This window comes from Peribacillus sp. P4_B1, assembly GCF_056402395.1.
The window spans coordinates 60,436-82,507 of the sequence record NZ_JBFUHM010000008.1 but is presented as its reverse complement, the minus strand read 5'-3'; the positions used below and the strand labels follow the sequence as shown (position 1 = coordinate 82,507).

The following is a 22,072-nucleotide window of genomic DNA, read 5'->3' as shown; positions in this document are numbered from 1 at the left end:
AACCGTGATTGTAATTCTAATCATTTTGTATGAATGGCCGAAAATGAAAAAAAATCCTAAAAAAGATAAAGTGGCATTTGTTACACTGCTCCTCACTGGCTTGGTTCTGTCCATGTTCAATCTCCCACAGATGTCAGGGCCCACTCAATGGGTGGAGACTCTTTTCAGGCCATTTGCAGAGTTTATGGAAAAGTGAGTTTATTAGTGGGTGTTGCGGGATTAATTTCATTCTATTAAGAAAGGAGGAAGCAGATGGAGAAAGGGAAAATTTCATCTCTGCAGATGGCATTCATGTTGTATCCGGCGATTGTGGCAACGGCTATTCTCGGTGTTCCCAGCATCACAGCGAAATATGCCAAAACTGATTTATGGCTCTCCCCCATTTTTGCTGCGCTCATAGGGTATTTGACGGTGTATATCGCTTATAAACTGCACCAACTTTATCCAAAACAAACGGTGATCCAATTCACTGAAAAGATCATTGGTCGGATTCTGGGGAAAATTTTCGGTTTTTTACTCTTGTTTTTTTATATCCAGAACACGGGGCTAATCCTTAGATCCTACGCAGAATTTGTTGTCGGCTCTTTTCTGGTACGTACCCCGATTAGTGTGATCATGATATCGATGGTGATTCTGTGTGCGTTCATCGTACGCGGGGGAATAGAAGTGTTGGGGCGAGCTGCTGAATTGTTTGTACCTGTTTTCATTTTTCCAATCTTTATCTTAATCCTCTTGCTGATTCCTGATCTCGAATTTAAGAATATATTCCCGGTATTGGGGGATGGTATAATGCCCCCAATCAAGGGTGCGATTGTACCGGGTGGATGGTTCAGCGAGTTTTTCCTGATCATTTTTCTTCTCCCTTTCTTGGCAGATATGAAAAAAGGGATGAAATCAGGGATGATGACTGTGTTTACCGTGATGATGACGTTAATTGTGGTGAATCTTATGGTTCTATTTGTACTTGGGTCAACCACATCCACAAAACTTTACCCCCTGATGAATGTATCTCGATACATCAGTTTGGCCGACTTTTTTGAACATGTAGAGTCCGCCGTCATGGCGGTATGGATAGTGGGGGCGTTTGTGAAAATTTCCGTTTTTTATTATGTATCTGCTTTAGGTACAGCGCAGTGGCTGAATCTCTCCGACTATCGTCCTGTTGTATGGCCGATAGGGATCTTGATTGTCATATTCAGTTTGTGGTCGTTGCCTAGCTCTATGGATGTCAGTCGTAATGATACTAACGTCTTCCCTTTACAAGGAATTTTGATGCAAACGATTATTCCTCTGTTATTGTTGGTGATTGCTGTTGTAAGGAAAAGAAATCGTAAAGGAACCGAAACCAGCTAACTGGGCATTTTTTATGCTAAATATCCTATCAAAAAGGTGCTATCTATGTTCGTACTCGCGCAGAGGGCAGGACTAACTGAATGGATTGCATCTCTTTTTTTAGCCCTTTGAAGAGTTTATGAAAAAGTAAATCTATCAGTGGGCTACGTGATTCCAAATTTACTTACCATCACAGAAAGGAGGAAGATGATGGAGAAAGGTAAAATTTCCTCTCTACAGATGGCATTCTTGATGTATCCAACGATTGTGGCAACGGCTGTTCTCGGTGTTCCAAGCATCACAGCGAAATATGCCAAAACTGATTTATGGCTTTCCCCCATTTTGGCGTCTCTCATCGGGTATGCGACGGTGTATATCACTTATAAACTGCACAAACTTTATCCAAAACAAACGGTTATCCAATTCAGTGAACATATCATAGGTCGGATTCCGGGGAAAATTCTCGGTTTTTTATTCTTGTTTTTTTATATCCCGATCACAGGGCAAATCCTAAGAAGTTACGGAGAATTTATTGTCGACTCTTTTCTGGTCAAAACCCCGATTAGCGTGATCATGGCATCGATGGTACTCCTCTGTGCCTTTATCGTACGCGGAGGGATAGAGGTGATGGGGAGAGCTGCCCAATTGTTGGTTCCTGTTTTTATCTTTCCAATCCTCATTTTAATCGTCCTACTGGGCCCAGATCTTGAATTTAAGAATATATTCCCGATATTGGGGAATGGAATTATGCCTCCAATCAAGGGTTCGATTGTACCGGGTGGATGGTTCAGCGAGTTTTTTTTGATGATTTTTCTCCTCCCTTTTTTAACCGATATGAAAAAAGGGATGAAATCCGGGATGCTGTCTGTTTTTGCCGTGATGATGACGTTGATTGTGGTGAATCTTCTGGTTCTTTTTATACTCGGGTCAACAACAGCCACAAAGAATTATCCCGTGATGAATGTATCTCGGTACATCAGTTTGGCCGACTTTTTTGAACATTTGGAGTCCGCCATCATGGCCGTATGGATAGTAGGGGCGTTTGTCAAAATTTCCGTGTTTTATTATGCGGCTGCTTTAGGTACCGCGCAGTGGCTGAATCTCTCCGACTATCGTCCTGTTGTATGGCCGATAGGGATATTGATTGTAGAATTCAGCTATTGGTCGTATCCTAGCTCTATGGATGTCAGTCGATATGATATCATCGCCTTCCCTTTTCAAGGAATTTTGATGCAAACGATTATACCTCTGTTATTGTTGGTGATTGCTGTGATTGGGAAAAGAAAAATACAGAAAAAGGGAAGCAATTCAAGCTAACCTTTCCTTTCAATTCTTTGGTTTAAGATGCTTGAAAATAGTATGGGCAAGAAAATAGGCAAAAGGAGCTCTATCTTAATGTTAAAACAAAGTTGATTGGAACGAAAGGTTCGAGACTCCTGCTTAGAAAAGCGCTTCCATGGGAGAACCCGCAGGCGCATGGTGCAGAGGGCTCTATGTTCCAATCAACGGCAAAATTTTAAAAATCTTATAAAAATTATAGAAAGACTCAATCATTATGGAGTTTGTCTACAGTCTGCAACCATTCCGTTTTCGAATGGTTTTTTTGTTGAGTGAAAAACTTAAAAACTGGAGATCATCAGATGTACTTTGCAGCAAGTTAAAAATAATTAACAATCTTTTTCAAACCGTTTTGAGGTTTGTCCCGTTATCTATAGTACAAAGTTTTTTTTAGAAAGGAGAGAAGAAAGACGTGAAGAAAAAGGTCATTTTTGTTGGGTGGATATCATTGATGTTAGTCCTGGTAGGATTTTCACCGGAAATGAATTCGAAACCGGGGCAAGCAGTCAACGATGTCGTAAAAGTATACGGTCCAGGTGGCCCTCTTGGACCAATCAAGGAAGTAGCGGAGCAATTCACCAAAGAAACGGGAATAAAAGTTGAGGTAACAGCGGGACCCGAAGAAAAATGGATTGATCAAGCCAAGCAGGATGCCGATATCATTTACGGAGGTTCCGAGTATATGCTAACTGATTTCATGCTTAACCATCCAGGTATCATTAATGAAAAAAGCCGTACTGAATTGTACTCGAGGGCAGCTGGAATTCTGGTTAGAAAAGGAAACCCAAAGAATATACAGTCATTGGAGGATTTAACGAAGAAGGGCGTAAAGATTGTGGATGTTAATGGAGCCGGGCAACTGGGGCTATGGGAAGATTTGGCGGGAAGAAAAGGACTTATTCCTGGAATTAGCAGGAATATTGCCATTTCAGTGAAGTCCAGTGCAGAAGCTATCGAGCTATGGAAGGCAAATTCTAAATTCGACGCTTGGATAACCTATGAATCCTGGCATTACCGTCTATCGGATGTGACAGACCTGGTTCAACTCCATGAGGAAGACAAGCTATATAGGGGAACTCCGGTAAGTATAACAAGTAAGAGCGAAAACAAGAAAAAAGCAAAACAATTCATTGACTATCTTAAAACGGAAGAATCCCATCAAGTATTTCAAAAATGGGGATGGAAATAAAATTTATGAGGAGTGAGAGTATATGAAAAAGTGGTTGGTATTTTCAGTTTTTATGATGGTCCTAGTTTTGACGGCGTGTGGAAATGAAGCTGATGATTCACCCAAAAAGGATCAAGTTGTTAGTGGTACTGCCGATGAAAAAGCAGTAACCCTAAAATTATTGGAAAGTGAAACAACAGGCGAATACTTGGCTGATTCCAAGGGAATGACACTTTATTTTTTCAAGAATGATAAATCCGGTAAAAGCAATTGCGCGGATGAATGTCTGGAGAAATGGCCGCCGTTCATGGAAAGGGATTTTGCTGTTCCAAAAGGATTTGAGGAAAAAGACTTTGGAACCATTAAAAGGGAAGATACAGGAGAAGAACAAGTAACGTACAAAGGATTTCCACTCTACTATTTTGTGAATGATAAGGCAGCGGGAGATGTCAATGGTGAAGGAGTGAAAAATGTTTGGTATATTGTAAATAATGAGACGGTTTTTCCAAAATAAGAAAAAAAGGGACGATCACTGGTGGTCGTTCCTGTTGTTCGTTTTCCAAATTTACTTGGTGAGGAGTTGCAGGTGCGATTGAAAGAAAAACTTGATAAGGAATTGATGGCATTAGTAATGAAAAAGCATCGTCCTGCCCTGGAAGAACTTTATGACCGGCATATTAAATTAATCTATGGTTTTATTTTTAAATTCACAAATGGAAATGCTGAAAAAACTAAGGAGATTGTGCAGTTGGTCTTTTTAAAGCTCTGGACCACAAAAAGCAGTTACAATTCTGAAAAGGGGCACTTTTTAAGCTGGCTTTTGACGGTTACACGAAATGTGTGTGTCGATTATGTGCGTAAAGACAGTGTTCATATCCGGAATAACAAACACATGGACATGAGTCATCCAATTGACATAGAGGATCCGAATAATGATATAGAAAATGGGCTATTACACAGTGAAATTGCCAATGCTAAAAGTAAGTTAAGCAAGCCGCAAAAAAGGCTGATTGATTTACTGTATTGGAAAGGGTACTCGTTAACGGAAATTGCCAAAATTGAAAATGAACCGGTTGGTACCATCAAGAGCAGACTTCATCAGTCGCTTAAATTGTTGAAAAAGCATTTGGAAGTAGGTGGTTTGTAAATGAATACAAAATGCGCTAACCTGCTTTCATTTTTATCGGGTGAACTGGGGGAAAAAGAAAAAAAGGCATTCACGGAACACTTAATTCACTGCTCTGAATGCACTAGGGAGTATGAACAAATGACGGAAGCCTGGAATTCGTTGAAATGGGATTTCGAGGAAATCGAACCTTCTTCCTCCATGAAATCGGAGGTTATGAATTTTGTCTTTGAGACTGATGATGAAGTTCCAGTGATAAAGGAAAAGAAATGGAGTGGTATTTTCCTTAAGCAGTTTACACCTGTAACTTCAGGTATCTTGCTGGCCACTCTAGTTTTGTCATTTGTGCTGTTGTATTCCAATATTCAACTAAAAAAAGAACTTACAGCCATCAATCTGCCAATGGAGGTTAAAACGTCACTATCTTTGCAGCCTGCTGATAAGACAGCTATAAAGATGAATACGGACGGTGCTGCATACATTTTGCAGCAAGGTGAAGAAAGAAGGTTAATCGTTCAGATTCAGAATTTGCCTAGCCTTCAAGAGTCCGAGGTGTATCAGGTATGGTTGCTGAAAGATGGAAAACGGACAAATGCAGGCACCTTCAAGCCTGATGAAGCAGGCACAGGATCGTTGACATACAAACTGTCCATTAATGATCAATTCAATCAAATTGGCATCACAAAAGAACCAGATTCAAATAGTACAAAGCCTAGAGGTGATAAAATAGTTGGATCTTCATAAAAAATAAGAGACTTGCCCGCAAAGGGGAAGTCTCTTATTTTCTGTTCGTACCTGAATTTAATAGCTAAGTGAAATATGAATTCGAATATAAGTGTTTACCATTCACTATCGATCACTAGCAACGAATAACCAGCATGTTTGTTGGGGGCAAATGGACTTGTTTAAGGTAAGATAAATATTGTCCTTTCATGATATCTATTTATTCATTAAATCCCAACAGTACTCCCGGATCAATGCCGAAGCTTTCGTTTGACTGATAGAGAGGTCCTTCGCGACTTTCCTTGATGATTTGTATGTTTGGTAAGATTTCCTGATCAATATCCGTTTCGTTTCATCAAGTGCTTTATCGAGAGAAGTGGGGAGATCAATCTGTGTGACCTGTTCAACGTTCTCGGTAAAACAGTGTTCATTATTCGGCTTTTCTATGTTTGGAAGAAGTTATTCTTCGTTAGGCTTCTAATCATAGGAATAGTAATACAGATGATGATTTTAAACAGTTCAGTATGAATACAGGAGGCAGCGATGAAATACGAGATTATCTTATTTGATGTTGATGATACATTGCTAGACTTTAGAATATCGGAAAAAAAGGCACTGCATGAAGCCTTTTTGGAGTACGGTTTGCCCACCGGGGCAAAGGATTATGTGGTAGGCTATCAAGAAATCAGTAGAGGATTATGGAGAGATCTGGAACAGGGACTTATTGATTTAACTGAACTGGGAGTGGAAAGGTTTAAGCGGTTATTCCTTAAGCATGGTCTTGATATCCATGCGGATTCATTCAGCCGTGCGTATCTGGGATATTTGGGAAAGGAAATACATCTAATGCCAGGGGCTGTAGAGGTTTGCGAGAAGCTTAAAGGATGCCGGCTGGCTATTATAACAAATGGCTTTACGTCAGTGCAGACTGCAAGAATCGGGGGTTCTCCTCTTAGACATACTTTTGAGCATTTGATAGCTTCCCAAGAGGCTGGGTTTCAGAAGCCTGATAAAGGGATTTTTGATTATGCATTTTCCAAGTTAAAGATCACAGATAAATCGAAAGCATTGATAGTGGGTGACTCATTGACATCAGATATACAGGGTGGATTGAATTATGGAATGGACACCTGCTGGTACAATCCCCATCAAAAGGATAATAATCTAGGAATCAAGCCAACCTATGAAATCCGGAAGCTGACTGATCTCTTAGGGATTATAGGAAGTAAGCAAGTTTAGAGAGTTATCTGCGTTCTAAAAAACAGAGGCCGCTTGTCCAAGTGATAGGACATGCAGCCTTTGTTTTTATTTATGCCAGGGATTTTAGAATCAGTTCAAATCCAGCTCATCGGGTTTAAGAGTTTGATCCGTTTCGATGATTCTACTGGAATGCGGTAATAGCAGACAGAGTGCTAGGGAGATTACGAGGCCTGTCATCATGAATCCGCCAAATACCAAAGGGGATGGGCCATATGATTCCGCCATGGTGGCCCAGATGAGGGGACCGAAACCTGCAATGGCTGCCGCGACCTGATATCCGACGGATAATCCAGTATAACGGACCTTTGCTGGAAAGAGCTCTGAGAATAATGTTCCTTGTGTAGAAAAAATGGCTCCCCAGACGACTCCGAGCACAATTGCCTGCATAAAATAGAACCAGCCGACCCCTTGCCCAATCATTGTGAAATATGGGATAGCCAAGATGAAAAGGAGAATCAGGCCCCCAAAATAAATAATTTTTCGACCGATAAAATCAGAAATGTAACCAATGAATGGAATGGTAACTAGCATTGTAGCACAGCCAATCGTTAAAGCGGTCAAGGCTGAATCTCGTGAATAACCGAAATACATTGTAGTAAAGACGAGAACATAGGACATGATGAATACATTGAAAAACCCGTCCCCGATTTTTAGTCCGATTACTTGCAGCACACTTCTCCAATCGTGTTTCAACGTTTCAATAATGGGAACTTTCGCAAGATCACCGCTATCTTTCTGTTGCTGGAACTCCGTCGTTTCCTCAATTCCACTCCTTACCCAGATTGCCAATGCAATCAGTACACCGCTTAAAAGGAAAGGAATTCGCCAACCCCAAGCTAAAAATTGGGCATCGGTTGTCAAGGAACTTATAAGGGTTAGGCTGAACGAACCGGCAACTAAACCGATGGGTACCCCTAGTTGGGGAATGGATCCATATAACCCACGGACACCCTTTGGAGCAGATTCCGTTGCCAATAGGATGGCTCCGCCCCATTCACCTCCCAGGGAAATTCCTTGAATCAACCTCAGCACCACCAAGATAGCGGGTGCCGCCAAACCAACCTGGGCATAAGTGGGCAGAACACCGATAAGCATTGAACTCCCGCCCATGCCAATTAGTGTAAACATGAGTGCTGCCTTCCGGCCGATGCGATCACCCATATGACCGAAGAGGATGCTCCCGATTGGACGGGCTGCGTAACCTGCCCCGAAAGTGACAAAGGCGAGAAGAAGTGAAATGGCAGGATCATGATTGGGGAAGAATAGAGTTGTAAAAACTAAGCCCGTTGCTGTCCCGTATAAATAAAAATCATACCACTCGATAACGGAACCGGCTAAACTAGCGAAAAGAACTCGACTTTTTTTCATGGATAATGCTCCTTTAATGCATAGTTTTACTCAAAAATGGTTTCATAAATAAAGCACTTACATTGAATGAACAAAATCGCTGGTTAGGAATATAAGTAAAAAACTGGATTATTTAGATTATTTTAGAGGGGTTATCCATCACAGTCAATATATTTCTGATTTTTCAGAAAAAATGAAGCGATTAACTTAGCTCTTATCAGCTGTATTCGAATATAATTAATTCTAAAGTAATGGAAATAAACAAATTCAGATCTTAACGGATAAAATGGTGAAGCCAAATCAAGGGGAAATTTTTAACTAAAGATGAGAACAACATTCACTTAAAATCATTTAGTATTTTTTATGTATAGAAGAGTGGCGATGTGGAAATCATGTGGATAAGGAAATAAAAAAGCGGAAAGGATAAGATTTTAATAAATAATAATAATCTCCAAGTTACTTAGTATAATAGAAAAAAGGTTAAGGAGTTGGTTTCGTATGGAGAAGCAATTGCCAGGAACATCGCTTGAACCTGAAGAGATGGCTGAAATGGTTTTAAAAAAGGCCCTTAGTGATTATCGGAAAGCACAAATTGAAAAAGAAATCGATGACTCATTAAGAAATCGTGATAAGGAAGAGTTCCTTCGTTTAACTGAAATATTGAAGGGCATTTCATGAAATTTTGAACATTGTAAAAAAGACAAGTAGTTATAAATAAAAGAAAAGCTCATACGCACATAGAAGCCAGTGCAGCTTGATAATATAAATATGATGAAGATGAAATTTTATTTAATCTGAAACATAAGAATAGGAATCTATAGTATTATAATATTTTACATTGTAAGCGCTTTCTTGTATAATCATGATAATCAAATAAAGAAAACGATGGAGAGATATTGTAAGTGCGCCTATGACTGGATTCACAGGTAGTGGAGGCTGAGGCTGGGAGGTATATGCATCAGGATAGAATGCTAAAAGGGGGAGAAGATATGAAAAAGAATGGAGTGTCGTTAGCTGAATTTATTCAGGAGGATCGATTCGAGCTCAACTCCTACATTACTTCTTTATTTAACAAACTGAATGACTATGTTCCCAAAAGCATTAAAGATAAAAAGTAAATGAATGTCAAAAATGAATCGGGAAATTATGTATGATTTCCTGATTCATTTTTATTTTTTTCATTTCCAGTTTTAAGTCCGTGTCCGTAGGTCAAAGCCTCATTAAACCATTAAAAGGCTTAAAGGTATCTCTAAGTGACTGGGTGGAATATCTTATTTCTCAACTATCGCATCGGATAGGGATGCGGAAAGGTTTCAGTTTACATACAATAGCTTTACCTTCACTAAAAATTCAGGCTCCCATTATGGGTGCCTCTTTTTTTGATGTATTCAGCTTCGATTAGGTTATGTAATTCTTATTCTGTTGATATAGTAAAATATCTTTTGTTTTTTAGGCGGAACCGTTGAAATGAAAAAATTCGGTCTGATATATGTATTCAAGATTATTCCATTCTAAAAACCTGATATTCAGCAATCATGTCCTGATATCTAAAAAAAGAAAAAGGAAAAATACAGGAACAACCGGAGCCACGGGATTAACTTGGCGACAGGATCAACAACAGTTAACGTAACAATTATTGTTGGTTCGAGGTTGATTTTAAAGGGTGCTTTGCCTATTGGCAACTCTATATTATCAACAGCAGTCTCAATTTCTAATTATAATAATGCTGTGGGTGTTAATTTATCAGCAGAGGATACAATCTCCTTCATGTATTTGATTTAGAGGCCACAGTTGTCTTTACAGGAGGAGCAGCAGGAGCCTCACTGACGATTATTCGTTGAATTAATTTAAGCCTGCAAATCTTACTTAAAAAAGATATTTGTGAATCCCATTCATCTTGAATGTGGATTTTTTTATTGATTGTTTGTATTATAGCTTTTTTATTGTTATTGGGTTTATGGCCGCTCGCAAATAAGGTTTCAAAAGCGCACTTAGCTTGAATGGCATTTCATTACTAAAGGCTAAGGACCACCATCTATCGTGTCTAGGGGATTTTAATCCAGATGAATTTAAAAATACTTTTTGTATTTCTTTAATTTATAGATGACCGTTGGCTGACTGATGCCCAAATGGTCTGCCATTTCGTAGGTGGTTTTACATTGTTTCCATGCTTTGGCAATCAGTTGAATTTCAACCTTTTCCAGTGTCTTCTTTAAATCGAAATTCTCTTCACATTCTTTTTCGATTGCCAAGAAAGTGGAATCTTCGGGCTGTTCTATTTGCCCTGTGATGGATTGTGGAAGGTGTTCGGGAAATATATTTGGCACTTCAATGGTCAGGATTAACCGTTCAATTAGGTTTTCTAATTCTCGTATATTCCCGGGCCAATTATAATGGGTCAAAACTTCATAAGTCGATGGATGGATTTTTTTGAATTTCTGGTATTTATCATTCGTTTTCTTTAAATAATGTTGTATTAAGAGTGGTATATCTTCTTTACGTTCATGCAAAGCCGGAATTTGGATGGGAATCACATTTAAACGATAAAATAAGTCTAATCTAAATTTACCTTGACTAACCATCCCCTTCAGATCTTGATTAGTTGCTGCAACAAGGCGGAAGTTAATATAGTTTTCTTTTTTTCCGCCGATACGCTTTATCTTTTTTTCCTGTAATACTTTCAGTAATTTAGCTTGCATGGCAAGTGGGAGTTCCCCGATTTCATCTAAGAAAAGAGTTCCGCTGTAAGCCTGCTCAACCAGGCCTTGCCTTCCTTGTTTATCTGCCCCTGTAAATGATCCCGGCTCATAGCCGAATATTTCGGATTCAAACAAACTATCAGGTATCGTGCTGCAATTCACTTCGATAAAAGGTTCTTTCTTTCGGTTGCTTTGGTCATGAACAGCACGGGCAAAAGTGCTTTTCCCTACCCCGGATGGTCCTAATAAGAGAATCGTGGCATCGGTTTTTGCAACATTATGGATCGTTTTTAAAATCTGTTTCGTTTCATTACTTCTAGCGATCATATCATGGTAATCCAGTTCCTTTTCTCTTAAATCCTCGACTTCGGTTTGATAGCCTTTTACTTTTCGTTGTAATTGCTCAAATTGATCTTGCAATTGCAGAATCTCGGTTTGATCCTGGCCATAGCTGATTACCCTAACGAGAAGTCCGTCCTTATTAAAAATGGGATAGCCAGTCGACATGACAACATGACCTGTTTTTGTATGTTGCATTATACGCTTCGCTTTTTTTTCTTTTAAAACAATCGCATTGATGGATGGTGTGAGAAGGCCCTCACTTTCTAATTGATAGACAGAGGTACCGATATAAGAATCACTTTCCATACCATAAATCTCCCAAAGCTTTGGATTGGAATATAAAATGATACCATCTTGATCGGTAATGAGGATGTTATTATTCGATGTTTCAATGATCTTATTAAGTTCTTCCTCCAGCATATCGTCATACATGAGTTCCGCTCCTTTGGGATGTTGATTAATTAAAATATAAATCAAAGAGTCAGAATAATCAAAAATTAAATCAAAAAATAAGAAAATGATTAAGTCTTTGATCATTTGATGAAACAGAATATCGAAAAGCCTTATAAACCGCAGCGAAATAGTTGGCGTGAATCTTGCTTATGTAAAAGGTAAGAAGAGAACTTCCAAACAAGGGTGTTATATATTTCCACTCTATTAGTGTAAAAAAGATGGAAGTTCATTTAACATCATGAAATTGCAATGTAGTGAAAATAATAGTTGAAATTTAGGAGGATGTTACATGATGAAGTATCAACCGAAAGACTCATTCAAATCACCCCGTTTTTGCGGAGTACGTACGTTTATGCGGCTTCCATTTGTTGAACAGGTAGATGAACATATGGATTTTGTCATTACGGGAATTCCCTTTGATTCCGGGCAATCATTCAGAACGGGTGCGAGATTCGGACCAGAAGCCATTCGCGATTTTTCAATCCTTTTACGTCCTTATAATCCAGAACAAGATATTAATATTTTTGATTATATATCAGGAATTGATTATGGGGATATTCCGATCATTCCCGGTTATATCTCTGAAACATATAAAAAGATCGAAGAAGAGCTTACCCCAGTCATTGAAAAAGGGATCATCCCCATTTCATTAGGAGGCGATCATTCTATTACTCTAGGGGAGTTACGCGCAATCGTAAAAAAGCATGGACCAGTGGCCTTGCTTCAATTCGATGCTCACTCCGATACTTGGGATAGTTATTTTGATCAAAAGTATAATCACGGAACGGTTTTTCGCCGGGCAATAGAAGAGGGGCTCATCGATGTATCGCGATCTCTTCAAATTGGAATGAGGGGTGGTCTTTACGGACCGGAAGATCTTCAGGATGCCCAGGATTTAGGTTTGGGGGTTTATACGACGAACGATTATAAACGCATCGGGGTCCAAAAGATGCTAGAGGTCATTCATGAACGTGTCGCGAAGGGCCCGGTGTTTTTATCTTTTGACATTGATTTTTTAGATCCCGTCTATGCCCCTGGAACGGGGACCCCGGAGGTTTCAGGGGCCAGCATTGATGATGCTTTAGCCTTTGTAAGAGGATTGACGAATATAGATTTTGTAGGATTCGATCTTGTTGAGGTTTTACCATCATACGATCACGGACAAATCACGGCTGCCGCCGCAGCTAATATTGTCTATGAATTCATCACACTCATCGCTCTCGCAAAAAAAGGTAAACTGGAGAAAAAAGAGAGAACGGGAGATCTGGAAACGCAGCTTAACAACTAGTTCCCTCAAATAAATTGAAGGGAGGAACGGTGAATTCCAATCCTTCCCTCTTTAAACAAAGCGATATAAAACAAAACAACCCCAAAAGGAGATGTGTACATGCATATTTTGGATATATCGATCATGATTCTATATTTTTCTGTTTTAATCATTGTGGGAGTAATCGGATCCAAACGGGCAAAAACGGCAGATGATTTCATTGTAGCAGGGCGTAATCTAGGGCATTTTATGTATTTATCCTGTTTAGCTGCTGTGATATTAGGGGGGGCTTCCACTCTAGGTACAGCAAAGTTAGGTTATCAGTTTGGGATATCCGGTATTTGGCTAGTGGTGATGATTGGACTCGGCATTATCGCTATCGGGTTGTTTTTAACAAATAAGATATTTGATTTAAAAGTACTGACGATCAGTGAAATGCTTGAGAAGCGTTACAATTCTCAAACAAGATTGATTAGTGCCCTTGTCTCTATTATCTATACTTTCATGCTGACTGTAACGCAAGTGATCGGGATGGGGACGATATTACATGTTTTGGCTGGCTGGAATTTAACGGTTTCCATGATAGTCGGGGGTGGGATCGTTTTATTTTATACGATATTAGGAGGTATGTGGTCAGTCACCATGACTGATGTCGTGCAATTCGTCATCATGACGATCGGTATTTTCTTTATCATGCTTCCATTGAGCATCTCTAAGGCAGGAGGGTGGGACTCGCTTAAAGAAAATCTCCCTGCATCCCATTTCGAGTTAGGCAACATTGGCGGAGAGACAATTTTTCAATACTTCTTACTATTTACTTTAGGGGTTGTTGTTGGCCAAGATATCTGGCAGCGTCTTTTTACTGCACGAACCAAAGCGATATCTCGTGGCGGAACGGTTGGAGCGGGAATATATAGTGTTTTTTATGCGATAGCAATCAGTATCATTGGAATGTGCGCTTTTATTATCCTTCCTAATTTAGGAAATCCACAAAACGCTTTTACTAGTATAGCGATGGAAACTTTGCCTCCTGGTCTATTGGGGGTCGTCATTGCAAGTGTGGTATCTGCCCTTATGTCCACAGCTTCAGGGACATTGCTTGCTTCTTCCACTTTAGTTGTTAATGACATCATTAAAAAATATATCGGTCCAGGAATGAGTGAACGTCAATTTTTAAAAACATCCCGGATTACGACTTTAACGATTGGTGTATTGACCATTATCGTTTCGATATGGATTCAGGATATTTTAGTTGCATTGGATGTAGCTTACGCAATTTTATCTGGTGCTGTGTTCTTTCCAATCATCCTTGGATTCTTTTGGAAGAGGGTAACGGCTACAGCCGCATTTTACTCCATCCTGGCCAGCATGGTCGTTATTATTGTTGGATTGGTGATAAATGGACCATCCTCCACTCAACCAATTCTGTACGGGCTCGCTACTAGTTTTGTCGTCATTACTACATTTACTTTCCTAAGTTCGAAAAATCATCTCGAGAACAAAAGCGAGGAAATGCAAGATGTTAAGGGTAAAGCTGACATGGACACCATGGCTAATTGATGGTTCACCAAAAAAACAGAAAAAGAATCAAGGAGGAAAGAAAAATGACAAAAACAATTTCCCTTCAACCCGCAACATTCAATACAATGGAAGAAGAGCGCAATCACCGGAAAGAACGGCTGGCAGCTTCATTCCGGCTTTTTTCAAAGTTTGGTTTCGATGAAGGGATAGCTGGCCATATTACGGTCCGTGATCCAAAATATACAGACCATTTCTGGGTCAATCCGTTTGGGATGCATTTTAGTCAAATTTCCGTTTCAGATCTTATATTGGTTAATCATAAAGGTGATATTGTAGAGGGTGAACATTCAGTGAATGGTGCTGCCTTTGCCATCCATTCGGAAATTCATAAAGCACGACCGGATGCAGTTGCAGCGGCACATGCTCATTCGGTCTATGGAAAGACATGGTCTTCTTTAGGGAGACTGTTAGATCCGATTACGCAAGATGCCTGCCAATTTTACAATGACCATGCATTATTTGATGATTTTACTGGTGTGGTTTATGCATCTGAAGAAGGGAAACGCATTGCCAGGGCTCTAGGTCAATACAAAGCTGTCATCCTCCGCAACCATGGATTGTTAACGGTGGGCCAATCTGTAGATTCAGCTGCTTGGTGGTTCATAACGATGGAACGTTCATGTCAAGCACAGATAATGGCTGAATCTGTAGGCAAGCCCATTTTTATAGAACAGGAGTATGCAAAGTTAACTGCAGAACAAACGGGAACTGAATATGAGGGATGGCTGAGTTTTCAGCCTCTTTGGGATAGAATTAGAGAAGAGCAACCGGATTGCTTGAAGTGATCATAAAGCACGGGGATAGACACGAAACATGAAACGGATTGCTTTCATCAAAGAGGGAAAAAGGGATTGCAGGTTCTTGAGGAGGTTTAATAATGTCCGATTCTAAGAAAACAGCACCTTCACTTTATATCAGGGTCGATATACCAGTGAAATACATCAATGAGTTTAAGGAGATTTGTTCTGAAGTTGTTATCGAACCATGGGAATTCGGCGAAACTGAACCGCAGCCAACAGTAGATCTATCAAAGTTTGATATCCTTTATACGCTGGGACTTCATGATAATCTTAGCATTTTAAAAAAAGCTCCAAAAATTAAATGGGTACATTCAGACAGTGCGGGAGTGGAGGCCATGCTGAATGAAGACATCAAAAAAAGCGATGTCATCATCACTAATGTCAAAGGCTGCTCATCTGTCCCGATAGCCGAGCATACAATTGCGATGCTATCTTCGTTAGCACGGGGTGTGCCGAAAATGATCAGAAATCAAATAAACAAAAATTGGGTTGAAATCCCTGTGAAAGACCTTGAGAATTCAACAGTCGGGATAATTGGGTATGGTGATATTGGCTTTGAGATAGCAAAGAGATGTAAAGGACTAGGAATGACCGTTATTGGCTGCCGCAGAAATCCCGCCCAGAGGAAGGAAGAATATGAACCTGCTGATTTGATAATGGGGATGGATCAAGTGGATGAGGTCCTTTCTAGGTCCGATTTTGTAGTCTTGGCACTCCCGTTTACGAAAGATACTTCTTATTTTTTAAATGAAGAACGCATAAATAAAATGAAAAAAGGCAGCCATTTAATTAATGTCGGCCGTGGTAATACGATTGTGGATGAAAATTTAATTGAATCATTGAAAAATGGGCACATCGCAGGAGCGGCGTTAGATGTGTTTGAAGTAGAACCTTTACCTAAGGATCACCCTTTCTGGCAGCTGGAAAATGTCATGGTATCTCCACATAATGCTTACAACTCTGCCAAACATCTAGACCGTGTAATGGAGTTATTCCTGAAAAATGTAAAGCTGTTTTCTGACGGTAAGCCGCTCAAGAACGTTGTGGAAAAAGGACTTGGTTATTAACAGGAATGGGTTATGAAAAAGAAGCTCTCAACGAATGGGAACTTTCAAACTTTCAATGATATGAATGGAGTAGGAGGGCAGACCTTGATTGGGGTTTGCTTTTTTTTTTGAATAAAAGGTGCTGCCTTCATGTTTTTCTTGTATAGGACAATCTCTGATCAGGAAAAGCTGGATGTAAGGAGGCGGTGTGAATGGGTACTTTCGAAGTTATTTCCCTAATGCTAAGCTTTGGCATGTTTGTAATTGCTATTCTTGGTTTCAAAAATCATGATAGGAACCCTTGAAGATAACGATATGTTTATGATAAGCCAGGCCGCTGTGTTTGATAATGGAAGCGTTTTAAAAAATACCGGGATTTAATAGAAGGTATGATTTCCTCGAACTTGCAGAGAACACCGAGTATAAGGTGTTCTTTTTGTTGTATAAGTATTTCGTATGAGTTTGTAAGCAAATCCCCCATCCATTCATTGGCAGTCATCTTTGACAAAACAATAATATACAAGTATAGTCCTAATGGACCGGTTGATATAATTCAAAGGAGTGATCCAGCTATGGCAGACAAACGAAACTCTAAAGACATTCTTATTGAAGCAGCTTCCCGACTTTTTCGCATACGTGGATATTATGGTGTAGGACTTAAGGATATTATTGAGGAAAGTGGTATCCCAAAAGGTTCGCTGTATCATTATTTTCCGAAAGGCAAAGAAGAATTGGCGATAGAGGCGATTATTCATACAAAAGAATTCGTGATAGATGAAATTCAACGGGGATTTGATGAAATCGAAGACCCTATTAAAGCGATTCAGGCTCATATTTTTCAATTATCCGAGGTTTTTGGTGAAAGTGAAAATCTTTTAGGACTGCCAATCGGGACGATAGCGGCGGAAACGTATACGACGAGTGAGCCGATAAGAACGGCCTGTCAAGAAGCGATAGAAGATTGGCAATCCATATATGTGAAGAAATTACTCGAGGCGAAATTCAGTGAGAAACGGGCAAAGGAATTGAGTATCGTAATTAATGCTTTAATTGAGGGTGGTATCCTTTTATCCTTAACGGCGAAAAACGGGAAACCTCTCCAAGCTATTGCGGAACAGATACCATTATTGTTGATAAATAAATAAGTCATACGGAAAAATTATTTTATGCTTACATCGAACAGTCAGTAATTGGAGGAATCATTTTATGTCTATAGATGCAACACAGCAACAAAACCAAGTCATTAGAACTACCCCCATTTTAATTGCATTTTTAATTGCAGGGTTCATTGGGTTATTCAGTGAGACGGCTTTAAACATGGCCCTGGGGGATTTAATCCAGGAATTCAATGTCAGTCCTTCCACCGTGCAATGGCTGACAACGGGTTATTTATTAACATTGGGGATTTTGGTTCCCGTTTCGGGACTCCTGATTCAGTGGTTCAATACGCGTCAATTATTCATTGCATCAATGGTGTTCTCCATCATTGGGACGCTCATTGCAGCAATTGCACCTGGGTTCGGCATCTTGATGCTAGCTCGTGTCATCCAGGCAATCGGAACAGGTCTTTTATTGCCTCTCATGTTCAATACCATTTTATTGATTTTCCCGATCCATAAAAGGGGAGCGACGATGGGATTGATGGGACTGGTGATCATGTTTGCCCCAGCCATCGGACCGACAGTTTCAGGTTTGATTATTGAAAATTTGAAATGGAATTACATTTTTTGGGTGTCATTGCCATTCTTTGTGATTGCTTTACTATTCGGTCTCAAGTATATGCAAAACGTTTCAACAATCACCAAACCTAAAATCGATGTACCATCCATTATTTTATCGACCATTGGTTTTGGAGGAATTGTTTATGGCTTTAGTATTGTTGGGGAACATGGATGGAGTAATGCGATAGTTCTATCCTCGCTCATTGTCGGCCTTATAGCGCTATTCCTGTTTGCTGTAAGACAATTCAATATGGATAAACCGATGATTGACTTGCGCGTTTTTAAATATCCCATGTTCACTTTAGGGTTAATAACCGTCTTCATCACCTTCATGATCATCATGTCATCCATGATCCTCTTACCGCTATACCTGCAAACCGGGCTGGCATTAGCTGCGTTTTCAGCTGGTCTGGTACTTTTACCGGGTGGAGTGCTTAATGGTATCATGTCTCCGGTTACTGGACGCATATTTGATAAGTTCGGACCAAGAGGACTAGTGATTCCAGGCTTTATTATCATGATTGCCATGTTATGGACTTTGACGAACGTAACGACTGAAACAGCTATCATTATGGTAATCATCATGCATACTCTCCTTATGATTGGTGTTTCGATGGTCATGATGCCCGCCCAGACAAATGGGCTGAATCAACTGCCGAAAAATCTTTATCCGGATGGAACGGCTCTTATGAATACATTGCAACAAGTATCGGGAGCTATCGGGACAACCGTTGCCATTACCATCATGTCAGCATCCCAAAAAAATTATATGGCAAATGCAGAAGATCCGTTCGATCCATCAGCCATTAGCGGTTCATTGACTGCAGGAGTTCAAGATGCCTTCATTTTCGGTCTAGTCCTTGCAATCATTGGTTTGATCATATCATTTTTTATCAGAACAGCACGTGACTAAAAAGGTAATGAAAAAAGATCCATTAGCCAGCAGGGAAAAGGTTTTCTCTGACTGGCTTTTTTGTTTGGAAAAAAGCAATTTAGAACCATCCACTTATTGGTAATGAATAAGTGCTTTTTTATTGGTCTTTAATACCATTTTTTATCAAATGGTATTAAATTCAGAGTTAATTATTTGAAAATCAACCACTTATCGGATAATCTTACACAATAATAGTTACTAAAAGTTAGCTCAGGTAAAGTGGTTAACAGGAGGAATTCAAATGAAAAAAATAACTAAACTGTTGGAACCTGTAACAATAGGTGCATGGAACTTAAAAACAAGAACGGCAATGGCTCCTATGACGCGGTCGTTTGCCAATAACGAAACTGGTGTTGTGAATGACCTGACCGTAGAATACTACCGAAAACGGGCTCAAGATGGAATCGGGCTTATCATTACAGAAGGTGTCGTGATTTCACCAAGAGCAAAGGGTAATCCTGGGGTGCCCGGGATTTATACTCAAGAGCAAATAAATGGGTGGAAAAAAGTAACGGAAGCTGTACACGCTGAAGGCGGAACGATCATTGCGCAAATCTGGCATGTTGGCCGTGCAAGCCATCATGAAATTGCGGGAGGACCTCCGCAGGCCCCTTCTCCTATCGCTGCTGAAGGAAAGGTTTCAAGATTCGGAAAACCTTTTGATATTCCTGAAGAAATGACAGAGACGGATATTGCAGAAGTAGTGAACCAATATAAACAAGCTGCAAAGAATGCGATGGATGCTGGCTTTGACGGCGTTGAAATTCATGGTGCACATGGTTACTTAATAGACCAGTTCAATTCTGACACTTCCAATAAAAGGGCGGATCGATACGGCGGTGATTTAAAACAGCGTCTGACATTTATGAAGGAAGTGCTAAAAGCTGTTATTGATACGGTTGGAGTGGAACGTACCCTTATTCGTTTCTCGGCTTTGAAAATTGACCAGCCGTCTTACATGTGGGAAGACCCTGAAACAGCGATCCAAACATTTATTGAAGCGTTTAATGAAACAGGAGTCAAAATGATTCACCCGTCCACGATGGAATTTACCAAACCGATTGCAAGGGGACTGACCATGCATGAATTGGTACGCAGTCACTGGGATGGAATTATAGTTGGTGTGGGAGGGCTTGATCCTGAAACAGCAGAAGCCGCACTGGAAAAGGGCACAATTGACGTTGCGGCGATTGGACGTCCGCTTATCGCCAACCCGGATTATCTGGCACGAATTAAGCATGAAGAAAAACTTGTTGATTACGAGGCAAAGAAACATTTAGGGCAACTTATTTAATTGAGAAAAAACATAGCCTTTTTTAAATGTCAGTGTACAAAATAACCAATCATTTTTTCTTTCAATTTATTGATGCGATTCTTCATTAAGAAGGGTCGCCTTTTCCTTATGGAGCTAAAGAGAAGAAAGAATGATGAAACAACAAATCATTCCCAATACCTAAAGCAGAAAGCTGGTATATCAATGGAACGTATTATGGTTATAGGAGTATCCGCGGGCGTCGGAAAATCTACTTTTGCAAGAAGACTAGGAGAAAATTTAAATATTGATGTACATCATTTGGATACATTCTACTGGAGGCCTGGCTGGGTGGAAGCTCCTTTAGAGGATTTTATTTCTGCTCAGAAGAAAGTATTGAGTGATGGCAAGTGGATAATGGATGGTAATTATAGTAATTCTTTTGACTTACGTTTTGAGCATGCCGATACGATTATTTATTTGGAACTCCCTCTCCGTGTTTGCCTTTACCGTGTTGTAAAACGTTGGCTGTCTTATATAGGGAAAACAAGACCTGATATGGGTGAGGGCTGTTATGAAAAATTGGACTGGCAGTTTGTTAAATTTATAATGACCACTTACTTTCCACGTAAGAAAAAAATGAAAAAAAGACTTGCAGATCTTCAAAGAAGTGAGCCTGAAAAGATAATGGTTATTTTAAAAAGCAAGCAGGAAATTGAAGAATATTTGTTAAGCAGGAAGGCTGAGCCGGGGTGATCAACAGATGCAATGGTTCATGAAAAGGCTGTGAAATCAGCTCTTTATCTTATGCAATAAAGGGAAAGGCTAGTCAATTTAGTTATACGAAACTTAAGGAAAATACTTATTAGCTTTAAATGTTAGTAATCACTTTAATAATTGGTTCGAAGAGTTTATCACAGATGCAAAATGCCTTCCTAGTCATAGGAACGCTTTAAGCCTGATGATAAAGGTTTTTTAATATAAATGATAGCAAAAATGGGAATTTCCAAAGAGTGAAGTGTACAAACAAAGCGGTTTACAGGAGAAAATTAGTTGGCATGGTTTTTGCTTGATATAAATGATGAGTAAATAGAGAAAGTAGGGAGTGATGAATCGCCAATTACTAAAGCTTTATTGGAAAGTTTGCTGCAGGAAGTGGATGTATGGATGCTCTGGATTGCAAAAGATATCTTGAAGCAAGAGCGTTCAAGTAATGAAGACAATCAGTATAGCATTGAGAACAAAATATAGGGAGGATTGTAATTATGAAAGAGATAAAAACAAAGCAAGAGTTTGATGAGGCGATTTTATCAACAAAACCAGTTGTTGCCAAATTTTATGTTGAATGGTGCCCAGACTGTCAGAATACCAATTTATTCATGCCAATTGTAGAAGAAGCGTATAAAGAAAAAATAGATATGATCGCAGTAAATCGAGACCATTTTCCGGAATTATTAGAGAAGCTAGATGTGTATGGAATCCCAAGCTTTATTGCTTTTCAAGAAGGGAGGGAACTTAATCGCTTTGTAAGTAAACTCGGAAAAAGCCAGGAGGAGGTTGAACAGTTTCTCAATCAAATCGTAGTGGAAAGTGGAAAAGTCATTTAATTGGGCGGACGCCCATCGAAAAAGATTTCGGTGCCGCTTCCAATCTGAAGCGTTAAATTGATGAGCTGCTTTATAA

The 22,072-nt window shown here is 39.6% G+C and carries 22 protein-coding genes and 1 pseudogene; 20 read left to right on the top strand and 3 right to left on the bottom strand.

Features of this window, described 5'->3' with window-relative positions:
* Positions 1–4: 4 nt before the first annotated feature.
* The 7 genes from AC1DVK_RS06565 (at position 5) to AC1DVK_RS06535 (ending at position 5,708) form a co-directional block, all read left to right on the top strand.
* On the top strand, positions 5–196 hold the full coding sequence (locus AC1DVK_RS06565) for a hypothetical protein (protein WP_477626078.1): 192 nt from the start codon (positions 5–7) through the stop codon (positions 194–196).
* A 56-nt stretch (positions 197–252) separates the two neighbouring features.
* Positions 253–1,353 (top strand): GerAB/ArcD/ProY family transporter, encoded by a 1,101-nt coding sequence (locus AC1DVK_RS06560; protein WP_289320968.1) that lies wholly within the window; start codon positions 253–255, stop codon positions 1,351–1,353.
* A 189-nt stretch (positions 1,354–1,542) separates the two neighbouring features.
* The gene (locus tag AC1DVK_RS06555; protein ID WP_477626077.1) at positions 1,543–2,649 is read left to right on the top strand and encodes a GerAB/ArcD/ProY family transporter; all 1,107 of its coding nucleotides are present in this window, start codon (positions 1,543–1,545) and stop codon (positions 2,647–2,649) included.
* A 433-nt stretch (positions 2,650–3,082) separates the two neighbouring features.
* Complete coding sequence (locus tag AC1DVK_RS06550; RefSeq protein ID WP_477626076.1) at positions 3,083–3,859, top strand: extracellular solute-binding protein; 777 nt, start codon at positions 3,083–3,085, stop codon at positions 3,857–3,859.
* Positions 3,860–3,881: 22 nt separating this feature from the next.
* Positions 3,882–4,352: a COG4315 family predicted lipoprotein gene (locus AC1DVK_RS06545; RefSeq protein WP_061461798.1), complete on the top strand. Its 471-nt coding sequence runs from the start codon at positions 3,882–3,884 to the stop codon at positions 4,350–4,352.
* A 78-nt stretch (positions 4,353–4,430) separates the two neighbouring features.
* Positions 4,431–4,985, top strand: a complete 555-nt coding sequence (locus AC1DVK_RS06540; protein WP_061465967.1) for an RNA polymerase sigma factor — start codon at positions 4,431–4,433, stop codon at positions 4,983–4,985.
* Positions 4,986–5,708, top strand: coding sequence for an anti-sigma factor (locus AC1DVK_RS06535; protein WP_289338133.1), 723 nt, complete (start codon positions 4,986–4,988; stop codon positions 5,706–5,708).
* 195 nt (positions 5,709–5,903) lie between these two features.
* On the opposite strand, the gene AC1DVK_RS06530 is transcribed toward AC1DVK_RS06535, so the two are convergent.
* The gene (locus AC1DVK_RS06530) at positions 5,904–6,077 is read right to left on the bottom strand and encodes a hypothetical protein (protein ID WP_284149579.1); all 174 of its coding nucleotides are present in this window, start codon (positions 6,075–6,077) and stop codon (positions 5,904–5,906) included.
* 153 nt (positions 6,078–6,230) lie between these two features.
* Here AC1DVK_RS06530 and AC1DVK_RS06525 point away from each other — a divergent pair, with 153 nt between their 5' ends.
* A complete protein-coding gene (locus tag AC1DVK_RS06525; protein ID WP_061461800.1) occupies positions 6,231–6,926 on the top strand; it encodes a YjjG family noncanonical pyrimidine nucleotidase in 696 nt (231 codons plus the stop codon).
* A gap of 90 nt (positions 6,927–7,016) precedes the next feature.
* On the opposite strand, the gene AC1DVK_RS06520 is transcribed toward AC1DVK_RS06525, so the two are convergent.
* Positions 7,017–8,315 (bottom strand): MFS transporter, encoded by a 1,299-nt coding sequence (locus AC1DVK_RS06520; RefSeq protein ID WP_477626075.1) that lies wholly within the window; start codon positions 8,313–8,315, stop codon positions 7,017–7,019.
* A 477-nt stretch (positions 8,316–8,792) separates the two neighbouring features.
* Between AC1DVK_RS06520 and AC1DVK_RS06515 the strand changes: the two genes are divergently transcribed.
* Both AC1DVK_RS06515 and AC1DVK_RS06510 read left to right on the top strand, forming a co-directional pair.
* On the top strand, positions 8,793–8,972 hold the full coding sequence (locus tag AC1DVK_RS06515) for an IDEAL domain-containing protein (protein ID WP_034315231.1): 180 nt from the start codon (positions 8,793–8,795) through the stop codon (positions 8,970–8,972).
* Positions 8,973–9,283: 311 nt separating this feature from the next.
* Entirely contained in the window at positions 9,284–9,412 is a 129-nt protein-coding gene (locus AC1DVK_RS06510) for a hypothetical protein (protein ID WP_260398923.1), read from the top strand.
* Positions 9,413–10,363: 951 nt separating this feature from the next.
* On the opposite strand, the gene AC1DVK_RS06505 is transcribed toward AC1DVK_RS06510, so the two are convergent.
* A complete protein-coding gene (locus AC1DVK_RS06505) occupies positions 10,364–11,767 on the bottom strand; it encodes a sigma-54 interaction domain-containing protein (RefSeq protein WP_477626074.1) in 1,404 nt (467 codons plus the stop codon).
* A gap of 310 nt (positions 11,768–12,077) precedes the next feature.
* Between AC1DVK_RS06505 and speB the strand changes: the two genes are divergently transcribed.
* The 10 genes and pseudogenes from speB to AC1DVK_RS06455 all read left to right on the top strand — a co-directional run bounded on the left by speB (position 12,078) and on the right by AC1DVK_RS06455 (position 21,996).
* On the top strand, positions 12,078–13,076 hold the full coding sequence (gene speB, locus AC1DVK_RS06500) for an agmatinase (RefSeq protein WP_061461803.1): 999 nt from the start codon (positions 12,078–12,080) through the stop codon (positions 13,074–13,076).
* 99 nt (positions 13,077–13,175) lie between these two features.
* Positions 13,176–14,615: a sodium:solute symporter family protein gene (locus AC1DVK_RS06495; protein ID WP_089363555.1), complete on the top strand. Its 1,440-nt coding sequence runs from the start codon at positions 13,176–13,178 to the stop codon at positions 14,613–14,615.
* Complete coding sequence (locus tag AC1DVK_RS06490; protein ID WP_081108695.1) at positions 14,615–15,421, top strand: class II aldolase/adducin family protein; 807 nt, start codon at positions 14,615–14,617, stop codon at positions 15,419–15,421. The genes AC1DVK_RS06495 and AC1DVK_RS06490 overlap by 1 nt, the downstream gene beginning before the upstream one ends.
* 92 nt (positions 15,422–15,513) lie before the next feature.
* Positions 15,514–16,503, top strand: a complete 990-nt coding sequence (locus tag AC1DVK_RS06485; protein WP_477626073.1) for a D-2-hydroxyacid dehydrogenase — start codon at positions 15,514–15,516, stop codon at positions 16,501–16,503.
* 191 nt (positions 16,504–16,694) lie between these two features.
* Entirely contained in the window at positions 16,695–16,787 is a 93-nt protein-coding gene (locus tag AC1DVK_RS06480; RefSeq protein WP_289320953.1) for a putative holin-like toxin, read from the top strand.
* Positions 16,788–17,054: 267 nt separating this feature from the next.
* Positions 17,055–17,627 (top strand): TetR/AcrR family transcriptional regulator, encoded by a 573-nt coding sequence (locus AC1DVK_RS06475; protein WP_284471676.1) that lies wholly within the window; start codon positions 17,055–17,057, stop codon positions 17,625–17,627.
* Positions 17,628–17,688: 61 nt separating this feature from the next.
* Complete coding sequence (locus AC1DVK_RS06470; RefSeq protein WP_477626072.1) at positions 17,689–19,116, top strand: MDR family MFS transporter; 1,428 nt, start codon at positions 17,689–17,691, stop codon at positions 19,114–19,116.
* A gap of 274 nt (positions 19,117–19,390) precedes the next feature.
* A pseudogene (locus AC1DVK_RS06465) lies at positions 19,391–20,431 on the top strand (alkene reductase); the annotation flags it as partial.
* Positions 20,432–20,614: 183 nt separating this feature from the next.
* Positions 20,615–21,145 carry a P-loop NTPase family protein gene (locus AC1DVK_RS06460; protein ID WP_477626119.1) on the top strand — a complete coding sequence of 177 codons (531 nt, stop codon included), beginning with the start codon at positions 20,615–20,617 and terminating at the stop codon, positions 21,143–21,145.
* A 509-nt stretch (positions 21,146–21,654) separates the two neighbouring features.
* Positions 21,655–21,996, top strand: a complete 342-nt coding sequence (locus AC1DVK_RS06455) for a thioredoxin family protein (protein WP_410861300.1) — start codon at positions 21,655–21,657, stop codon at positions 21,994–21,996.
* Positions 21,997–22,072: the final 76 nt, after the last annotated feature.

What these genes read in the sequence shown, in the direction of transcription:
- AC1DVK_RS06490 (WP_081108695.1), top strand. Translation starts at nt 14,615, where the DNA reads ATGGTTCACCAAAAAAACAGAAAAAGAATCAAGGAGGAAAGAAAAATG.
- AC1DVK_RS06525 (WP_061461800.1), top strand. Translation starts at nt 6,231, where the DNA reads ATGAAATACGAGATTATCTTATTTGATGTTGATGATACATTGCTAGAC.
- AC1DVK_RS06520 (WP_477626075.1), bottom strand. Translation starts at nt 8,315, where the DNA reads ATGAAAAAAAGTCGAGTTCTTTTCGCTAGTTTAGCCGGTTCCGTTATC.
- AC1DVK_RS06510 (WP_260398923.1), top strand. Translation starts at nt 9,284, where the DNA reads ATGAAAAAGAATGGAGTGTCGTTAGCTGAATTTATTCAGGAGGATCGA.
- AC1DVK_RS06495 (WP_089363555.1), top strand. Translation starts at nt 13,176, where the DNA reads ATGCATATTTTGGATATATCGATCATGATTCTATATTTTTCTGTTTTA.
- AC1DVK_RS06555 (WP_477626077.1), top strand. Translation starts at nt 1,543, where the DNA reads ATGGAGAAAGGTAAAATTTCCTCTCTACAGATGGCATTCTTGATGTAT.
- AC1DVK_RS06460 (WP_477626119.1), top strand. Translation starts at nt 20,615, where the DNA reads ATGGAACGTATTATGGTTATAGGAGTATCCGCGGGCGTCGGAAAATCT.
- AC1DVK_RS06480 (WP_289320953.1), top strand. Translation starts at nt 16,695, where the DNA reads ATGGGTACTTTCGAAGTTATTTCCCTAATGCTAAGCTTTGGCATGTTT.
- AC1DVK_RS06560 (WP_289320968.1), top strand. Translation starts at nt 253, where the DNA reads ATGGAGAAAGGGAAAATTTCATCTCTGCAGATGGCATTCATGTTGTAT.
- AC1DVK_RS06455 (WP_410861300.1), top strand. Translation starts at nt 21,655, where the DNA reads ATGAAAGAGATAAAAACAAAGCAAGAGTTTGATGAGGCGATTTTATCA.
- AC1DVK_RS06535 (WP_289338133.1), top strand. Translation starts at nt 4,986, where the DNA reads ATGAATACAAAATGCGCTAACCTGCTTTCATTTTTATCGGGTGAACTG.
- AC1DVK_RS06475 (WP_284471676.1), top strand. Translation starts at nt 17,055, where the DNA reads ATGGCAGACAAACGAAACTCTAAAGACATTCTTATTGAAGCAGCTTCC.
- AC1DVK_RS06485 (WP_477626073.1), top strand. Translation starts at nt 15,514, where the DNA reads ATGTCCGATTCTAAGAAAACAGCACCTTCACTTTATATCAGGGTCGAT.
- speB (WP_061461803.1), top strand. Translation starts at nt 12,078, where the DNA reads ATGATGAAGTATCAACCGAAAGACTCATTCAAATCACCCCGTTTTTGC.
- AC1DVK_RS06545 (WP_061461798.1), top strand. Translation starts at nt 3,882, where the DNA reads ATGAAAAAGTGGTTGGTATTTTCAGTTTTTATGATGGTCCTAGTTTTG.
- AC1DVK_RS06515 (WP_034315231.1), top strand. Translation starts at nt 8,793, where the DNA reads ATGGAGAAGCAATTGCCAGGAACATCGCTTGAACCTGAAGAGATGGCT.
- AC1DVK_RS06470 (WP_477626072.1), top strand. Translation starts at nt 17,689, where the DNA reads ATGTCTATAGATGCAACACAGCAACAAAACCAAGTCATTAGAACTACC.
- AC1DVK_RS06505 (WP_477626074.1), bottom strand. Translation starts at nt 11,767, where the DNA reads ATGTATGACGATATGCTGGAGGAAGAACTTAATAAGATCATTGAAACA.